The 7,564-nt window shown below is 63.7% G+C and carries 8 protein-coding genes and 1 tRNA gene; 1 reads left to right on the top strand and 8 read right to left on the bottom strand.

Annotated features, from left to right (window positions below):
* The coding region (gene trfA / locus VFF99_RS16015) for a plasmid replication initiator TrfA (RefSeq protein ID WP_325019625.1) at positions 1-431 on the bottom strand (431 nt) is incomplete at its 3' end.
* Between the two features lie 870 nt (positions 432-1,301).
* Positions 1,302-1,377: transfer RNA gene (locus VFF99_RS16010), tRNA-Arg, on the bottom strand.
* A gap of 315 nt (positions 1,378-1,692) precedes the next feature.
* Here VFF99_RS16010 and VFF99_RS16005 point away from each other — a divergent pair.
* Positions 1,693-2,586: a c-type cytochrome gene (locus VFF99_RS16005; RefSeq protein ID WP_325019623.1), complete on the top strand. Its 894-nt coding sequence runs from the start codon at positions 1,693-1,695 to the stop codon at positions 2,584-2,586.
* A 66-nt stretch (positions 2,587-2,652) separates the two neighbouring features.
* On the opposite strand, the gene VFF99_RS16000 is transcribed toward VFF99_RS16005, so the two are convergent.
* The 6 genes from VFF99_RS16000 to VFF99_RS15975 all read right to left on the bottom strand — a co-directional run bounded on the left by VFF99_RS16000 (position 2,653) and on the right by VFF99_RS15975 (position 7,509).
* Complete coding sequence (locus VFF99_RS16000; RefSeq protein ID WP_325019621.1) at positions 2,653-3,381, bottom strand: OmpA family protein; 729 nt, start codon at positions 3,379-3,381, stop codon at positions 2,653-2,655.
* Between the two features lie 73 nt (positions 3,382-3,454).
* Complete coding sequence (locus VFF99_RS15995) at positions 3,455-3,832, bottom strand: hypothetical protein (protein WP_325019619.1); 378 nt, start codon at positions 3,830-3,832, stop codon at positions 3,455-3,457.
* 9 nt (positions 3,833-3,841) lie between these two features.
* The gene (locus VFF99_RS15990; RefSeq protein WP_325019617.1) at positions 3,842-4,243 is read right to left on the bottom strand and encodes a phage holin family protein; all 402 of its coding nucleotides are present in this window, start codon (positions 4,241-4,243) and stop codon (positions 3,842-3,844) included.
* Between the two features lie 9 nt (positions 4,244-4,252).
* A complete protein-coding gene (locus VFF99_RS15985) occupies positions 4,253-4,555 on the bottom strand; it encodes a DUF883 family protein (protein ID WP_325019615.1) in 303 nt (100 codons plus the stop codon).
* A gap of 124 nt (positions 4,556-4,679) precedes the next feature.
* Positions 4,680-6,887 carry an ATP-binding protein gene (locus VFF99_RS15980; protein WP_325019613.1) on the bottom strand — a complete coding sequence of 736 codons (2,208 nt, stop codon included), beginning with the start codon at positions 6,885-6,887 and terminating at the stop codon, positions 4,680-4,682.
* Between the two features lie 133 nt (positions 6,888-7,020).
* On the bottom strand, positions 7,021-7,509 hold the full coding sequence (locus VFF99_RS15975) for a hypothetical protein (RefSeq protein WP_325019611.1): 489 nt from the start codon (positions 7,507-7,509) through the stop codon (positions 7,021-7,023).
* Between the last annotated feature and the right edge of the window lie 55 nt (positions 7,510-7,564).

Below are 7,564 nucleotides of genomic sequence, written 5' to 3'. Positions count from 1 at the left end.
AAAAACGCCGCCCGGTTGATAGCCACGGGGTCACCGAGTGGCGCTTTCCGAGCTTCGTACAGTAGTTGCAGCGCGACGTCTGCCTGTGCCTCGTCGAGCTGCTCGCCTGTATAGGTCATCACAACATCGGCTCGCGTAACGATCGGAACTTCGTTATGGAGCTTCTTGCGTCCACGTGCCACCGGCGCAAATAGACTGGAACGCGCAAGATGGTTTGGCATTGCCCGCAGCCATTCATCGAGGCCAGGCAAGTACATTTGCTGCGGAGTTGTGCGACTACCTTTTTCGTTGTCGACAACGCTGCGGCGCAAGAATTTCTCGGCGTATTGTTGGTTTATGCTGATTGCATCAGCAAGATGCAAAGAGATAGCTGTCGCACCGTGGTCGGGGGCAGCTGACGTACGGTGCAGATCGTCAGGGAGAGACTCCATACACTATCTCCCAACCCGTCCAGTTGCAACGCTTTGCCAATCCTGGCCCGCGTATTCGGACTTTCGTGGCCGGCCGCGTTTTCGTGAGGTGGCAAGGGCAACTTGTACCGGTGCAGCCGCCACGGGTGTTACATGTTTCTCAAGCCAAGCTTCGACGTCTTCAATTCGCCAGAGCAGCCGTTTTGTATTGGGCAGCCTGCAGATCGGGGGAAGGGATTGCGGATTACGTGTTGCGTCGCTACGAATGCTTGCGACTGATTTGTGCAGATAAAGCGATAACTGCTCTACGGAAAGTAGGGTTTTCATGGGCGAGACTTCTCCGAAGCCTGGCCAGTCTCTCGACTGGTCAAGTCCGGATGAGTCCGCGGGTCCGAATCCCCTCTAAATGATCCGAGATACTTACGCCCACCGGCAGCTCGATCAAGTCAGCATCAGAGGAAACACGGCGGGGTTGTCCCCCATGTGCCCATCGCTCTCCCAGAAAATTCACTCATTTAACGCCGGCCTCATCCTGACCGGTGGTGATTTTTCATAGGCGATTGCCTTTGGCATCCTTTCTTACCGCCTTCCATTCCGCTTCAGGAAGCCGGCTGCTGAACGGTACGTGGCTTGCGCTTGTCGAATCTTCCGAGCTTGCTAGGCCCTTCCAATTCTTGCTCTTTTCTCGAAGCCGTTTCTACGCCCTCAGCGCGATTGGAGGGTATCTTATCAGCAATATTCTGCAATGCAATGCGTGTCGCTCTGGGAGAGTGAAATTCGCAACAGATCCGCGGCACAATTTTGGCACACTCACTGTGCCAAAATGTGCGAAATATCGCATCATCCTGCAACACAATGCAGATCTAATTCCTTGATTTTGAAAGGAAGTGATGGCGCGGCTGGCGGGGATCGAACCCACGACCCTTGGCTTCGGAGGCCAATACTCTATCCACTGAGCTACAGCCGCGTAGAGACGCTGCCCGGGGCCGGGCAGCGGTGAAGAGGCATGAAGGATACCGTTTTTCCCGGCCAACGTCCACGCAAACACGGTACAGGAATGCCAAAAGGGCAAGCGCGTGACACCGGACTTTGCGGGAGATCATGTTGCGCCCCCTGGACACCGGCATGAATTCTGCATTCGACAATAGCCTCCGTTGCAATCCAAACCCTCTTTTTCCGACTATAATCAAGGGTTTTGCGAGGCATTGCAGCGCAGCATTGCAAGTTCCCGGGCCTGATTCGCCTCCGCCCACCGGTTTTCACAAAATGCATTGAGGAAAAAATGAGCGACGCACATACCCATCACGAAACCGCGATCAAGACGCCCAAGCAGTTGATCGCCGCCGTAGCGGCCGGCTTCCTGGTGCCGATCATCTCGATCGTGCTGCTGGTGCAGTACGTGGCCAATGCCGACAAGGTCGGCGCCGGTTCGGACAGCATGTCGTCGGAGGCGATCGCGGCGCGCTTGCGCCCGGTGGCCGACGAGGGTTTCACGCTGAAGGATGCGAGCGCGCCCAAGCAGTTGCAGGCCGGCGATGCGGTTTACAAGGCCGTCTGCGCGGCCTGCCACGATACCGGCGCCGCCGGCGCGCCGAAGATCGGCGACAACGGCGCATGGGCTGCGCGTCTGGGCAAGGGCCAGGCGACGGTCGTGGGCAATGCGATCAAGGGGATCAATGCAATGCCGGCCAAGGGCGGCAACCCGGACCTGGATGACATCGAAGTGGAACGCGCCGTGGTGTTCCTGGCGAACAAGTCGGGCGGCAACCTGAAGGAGCCGGCAGCGAAGGCAGCAGCACCGGCGGAAGCCGCAGCACCCGCCGCACCTGCCGCTTCCGAGCAGGGCGCGCAAGTCGCTTCCGCCACCCCGCCGGCGCAGCCGACCGAGCAGGCCAAGGCAGTGGCAGGGGCCGCCGCCGGCGGCAAGGCCGATGGCAAGAAGGTCTATGACACCGCGTGCGTCGCATGCCATGGTGCCGGCGTCGCCGGTGCGCCGAAGGTCGGCGACAAGGCGGCCTGGACGGATCGCATCAAGCAGGGCAATGACACGCTCTACACGCACGCGATCAAGGGCTTCCAGGGCAAGGCGGGCATGATGCCTCCGAAGGGCGGTTCCAACGCGTCCGACGACGAGGTCAAGGCTGCCGTCGATTACATGGTGTCCGCATCGAAGTAATCGGGCTCCCAGCCGATAAAAGAAGCCGACCGCATGGTCGGCTTTTTTTTGCCCGCTTGCCTGGCCTTACTGGCCGGAGCTCGGATAAACCGGCTGCACGGTGCCGGGCTGCTGCTGTACCGGCTGCGGACCCTGCGCGGTAGCCTGCTGTTCGGCGACGAAGATTTCGACGCGACGGTTGCGGGCGCGGCTGGCTTCGCTGGTGTTGGCGGCCACCGGTTCGCGCGAGCCGCGGCCGTCGATGCTGATGCGGTTGGAAGCCACGCCGCGGGTGACGAGGTACTCGCGCGTTTCGGCCGCACGGTTGACCGAGAGCGGATTGTTGATCGCGTCGCCGCCGGTGCTGTCGGTATGGCCGATGATGTTGACCCGCGCATAGGGATTGGCGACCAGGCCTTCGGCGAACTTGTCGAGCACCGGACGGAAGTTGGGCTTGATGTCGCTGCGGTTGGTGTCGAAGGAGATGTCGCTGGGGATGTCGAGCTTGAGCCTGTTGTCGGCGGTCTGCGTGACTTGCACGCCGGTGCCTTGCGTGGCCTGCTCCATCTGGCGCTTCTGCTGTTCCATCCTGCTGGACCAGATGTTGCCGGCGACTGCGCCGACCGCGCCGCCGATGGCTGCGCCGGTGGCTGCCCTGCGTCCGCCGCCCGGGCCCGTCGCGGCCCCGAGGACGGCGCCAAGGCCGGCGCCGACGCCGGCACCGGTGGCGGTGCCGCGCTGGACTTCATTCATGTTCGCGCAACCGCCGAGCGCGACGATTGCGGCAAGCGTGCCTGCGGTGAGTCGTTTGCGCATGATGCTGTTCCTCTGTTTGGAAACAGTGGTTGGACACAGCGGAGAAATGCGAGTTCGGCAGGGTTACAAATCGTTAAGCTTGCGGAGTTTCTGCGCTCTGCTCGGCAGGTGATTTTTTCTTCCTTGAAACAAGCGCGGCGAGGCTGGCCGCCGTGCCGGCGAACGCTGCGCCGCGCACGATGGTCTTGAGCAGGGACTGGTGTTTCGAGAGGGCGGAAAGGCCGCCCATGAGGAGGGGAAGCAGCGTCTGCAGGTTCACGCCGGCCCCACTGCCACCACCATTGCTGCCGCGGAAAGCGGCGATCACGGCAGCCGCGCCTTGCTGCAGCACGCTGCGCGCGAGGGTGTCGGGACGCAGGCTCTCTTCGGCAGCCTGTTTGGCGAGCAGGACTTCGGCACGATAGATGGCGCCTTGTGCGATGAGTTGTCTCTTGCGCTGTTCGCGGTTCATCGTCATCTCCTACATCAGGGCGTCGCGGTCCTTGCGCAGCTCGGTCATGGTGGCCGGCATGGCAAGCTTGTCGCCGGCGAGGTAACCGCGCGCATGGCGCAGGATGCCGATGGCCAGCAGGGTGTAGGCGATGGCGACGACCAGCAGGATCTTCCATCCCATCGTCTCCCACGCGAGGACGACGATGAGCGCCGTCCAGCAGCCGAGCGCGAACAGGACGGCGACGATGCCGAGCGCGCCGATGAACAGCAGCCGTGCGAGGTTGTCGCGCACTTCGCCCAGTTCGAGCGCGGCCAGTTCTATCCTGCTGACGAGCAGGCCGAACATGTTCCTTGCAACGCCTGCGAGACCGGCGACCAGCCCCGGCCTGCCCTGGCCGGCATCCTCATCGCCGGGGTACCGTTGATCCATGCGCTTCGATCAGCGACGCGAGATCAGCATGCCGAGCACGAGGCCGATGCCGGCGGCGATGCCCACGGCCTTCCACGGATGTTCGTGCACGAATTCGTCGGTGGTATGGGCAGCGGCCTTGCCTTTTTCGAGGGCGAGGGCTTGCAGCTCGTGTGCCTTGTCCATTGCGGTCTCGAGCATGGCGAGGCCCCTTGCGCGCATTTCGTCGGCCTTGTCGCCGCTGGCGAGGCTGGCTTCGCGCAGCAGGTCCTGCGCATCCTTGACCAGGGTCTTCATGTCGTTGCGGACGGTCTTGATGTTATTTGCCACCATGGCGTTGCTCCCTTGTGTTTTTGCGGTGTGCGCCGCGCATGCGCATCGTTCTGCGCGCGCGGCAGGTCGTGCCTATTTATCTCAGGTAATGTGCGAAATGTAAAGCTTCGAGGTCAAGCGTCGATCATCTCGCCGCCTGCGGCGTGTCGACGTGGGCCTGCGTGCCGGGCGCCATGTAGTGCTCCACCAGGCTGACGATCGCCTTGGACTGGTATGCCTCGGCGAGTTCGGCGAGGCGCGCCGCGAAGGGACGGCAGCGCTCGTCGCGCTCCGCGAGCTGTGCGGCGAATTGACGGATGTCGCGCATGTTGCCCGCGAGTGCGAGACGGTACAGCGCGGCCATCTGGTCCGGCGCCGGCGGAATCATGCCGGCCTCGGTGTCGGCTTCCGTGGCGGCCGGCGCTTCGGCGTGAATCCATGTCAGCTGCAGCCGGTTGCCGAGCTCGCGCAGCAATGCGAGCTGGTCAACCGGCTTGGCCATGAAGATGTCCGCGCCGGCGGCGAGGCAGTCGCCCGGTTCGCTGGCGGAGGCGGCGGCCGAGATGGCGATGATGGGCACGTCTTGCAGTGACGGCGATGCGCGCATGCGGCGCATCGCTTCGATGCCGGACATGACCGGCATCATGATGTCCATCAGGACGGCATCGGGTTTTCCGGCCAGGGCGCGGTCGAGCGCCTCGCGGCCGTCGCCGGCCTCGATCACGCGGAATCCGAGCGTGCCGAGCATGTCGGCCAGCATGGTGCGGTTGGCGGCGACGTCGTCGGCGATGAGCACGGTGCGCAGCGGGCCCGCGTAGCCGATGATGTCGTGTTCCACGCGCACCGGGACTTCACTGCGCTCGGCGAGCGCGAGTCCGAGCTCGAAGCTGAACACGCTGCCGCCGCCGGGCCGGCTGCGCACCGCGATATCGCTGCCCATCATGCGCACCAGTTGCCGGCTGATGGAGAGCCCGAGCCCCGTGCCGCCCAGCCGGCGCTGTACGTCGCCCACCTGCTCGAACGGTTCGAAGATGCGCGCGAACTGGTCCTCTTCCATGCCGATGCCCGTGTCGCTCACCTCGAACTGTATCCGCGCCCGCCCTTCGGCGGCGGGAAGTTGCGCCACCCGCAATTTGACCTGGCCGCGATCGGTGAACTTGATGGCATTGCCGAGCAGGTTGAGCAAGACCTGCCGCAGGCGCTTTTCATCCATCATCACGGCGGCGGGCAGGCTTTGGGCAACATCAAACACGACATCGAGCGCCTTCTGTTCGGCCTTCACACGGATGATGTCGCAGATGGTGTGCAGGAATTGCTGCAGGTCGGCCGGGCTTTCATGGAGCTCGAACTTGCCGGCCTCGATCTTGGACAGGTCGAGCAGGTCGTTGATGAGCGTGAGCAGGTGCTCGCCACTGTGCTGGATGGTGTCGAGCGCGGCGACCTGCCGTTGATCGAGGTTGGGGTCGCGCTTGAGGATCTGCGCGTAGCCGAGCACGGCATTGAGCGGCGTGCGCAGTTCGTGGCTCATGCTGGCGAGGAAGGTGCTCTTGGCGCGGTTGGCGATCTCGGCGCGCTCCTTGGCCACGGTCAGTTCCGCGGTGCGTGCGCGCACCAGTTCCTCGAGGTGCTCACGGTGCTGCTTGAGTTCCTTCTCGACCTGCATGCGGCGTTCGATGTCGCGCTCCAGTTCGCGGTTCTTGGTTTCGAGTTCGTCGAACAGGCTGCGCAATGCCTGGCGCGTGCTTTCCAGGCTGTTGCCGAGGCTGCCGAGCTCGTCCTTGCGCTGCCAGTTGAAGGGTTCGGAAAGCTCGCGCCGGGCAAGCCGCTGCGAGGCCCCGATGAGTTGCCTGAGCGGCGCAAGCACGCGCACCTGCAGCAGCACCAGGATGAGCGCCAGGCTGAGCAGCAACTGGCCGAGCGCCGTGAGGGCGAAGGCGATGCGGTCGCGTGTGATTTCGGCGTCCAGTTGTCCGCTGTCCATTTCCAGGGTCACGTAGCCGATGACGTTTTCGTCGTAGAGGACATCGCGCGTGATCCGGGACTGCCGTCCGAGCCGGCGCTTGGGCTGTTCGCTGTTGAGGAACACACCGAATTTCTTGTCGCGCACGACGAGCGCCGTGACACGGGCATCGCCGAGGACGGAATGGAACAAGGGCAGGCCGGCTTCATGGCTCAGGTTCCACAACGGTTCCTGCATGCCCAGGGCGAGGATATCGGCGAGACGCTCGTGGTCGGCCTGCAGTTGCCGCGTCAGCGCATCCTGCCGCTGGCCGAGGGTGAGCACGCTGCTGACGGTAAGCGGGATCAGGAGGCCGACGATGACGGCCAGCACGATGGAGGTGCGCAGTTTCACAGGCGGCCCTCGCCCTTGTGTCTTTGCAGAAACCGGAGTGTGTTCGCCATGCGCCCTCCCTTGCCGGGTTGCGTGGTGCCAGTGTAGCAACCGGAGGGCCGTGCCGCCACGTCAGGCAGCGGCGGCGCGTGCGTCAGGATTTGTGCCGCAGTTCGGCGATGCTTTCGATGCTGCCGATGGTGATGGTGACGGCCTTGTTGACCAGTGCCTGCTGCGTCGGGCGCCACGCGAACAGCCATTCCTTGTCGCTTGCCTGCTGCCTGGCGCGGGTAAAGACTTCGCCGAGCGGGCTGGGCGTGCCGTAGGAAATGGCAGCGTCGATGCCGGCCCAGCTTGGCAGGAGACGTTGCGCGGCGCGGTGGATGCGTTCGCCGAACTGTTCGGCGTCGTGGATCACAAGGCAGCAATCCGTATTGCCGAGGCCGGCGAACAGGGAGGTGTCCCAGGCGCTGGCGAGGCTCAGCGTGAGAAAGCCCTGCCCGCGCACGGGACCGCTCGGCGGCTGCAGGCGGAATTCGCCGAACTGCAGCGAGCGTTCCAGTTCGGCGCGCGGGGCATAGCGGTAAAGTTTCGGCGGGCGCTTGAGCGCATTGGCGGGCATTTGGGACGAGGCAGGATGCATGGAGTGAATTCCGAGGAGGGTTGCGAGCATTTAAGCAGATTCGGGGCCCGGCGAC

It is taken from the genome of Noviherbaspirillum sp., assembly GCF_035654295.1.
Classification (GTDB): domain Bacteria; phylum Pseudomonadota; class Gammaproteobacteria; order Burkholderiales; family Burkholderiaceae_D; genus Noviherbaspirillum.
This window is presented reverse-complemented; position numbering and strand designations above follow the sequence as displayed.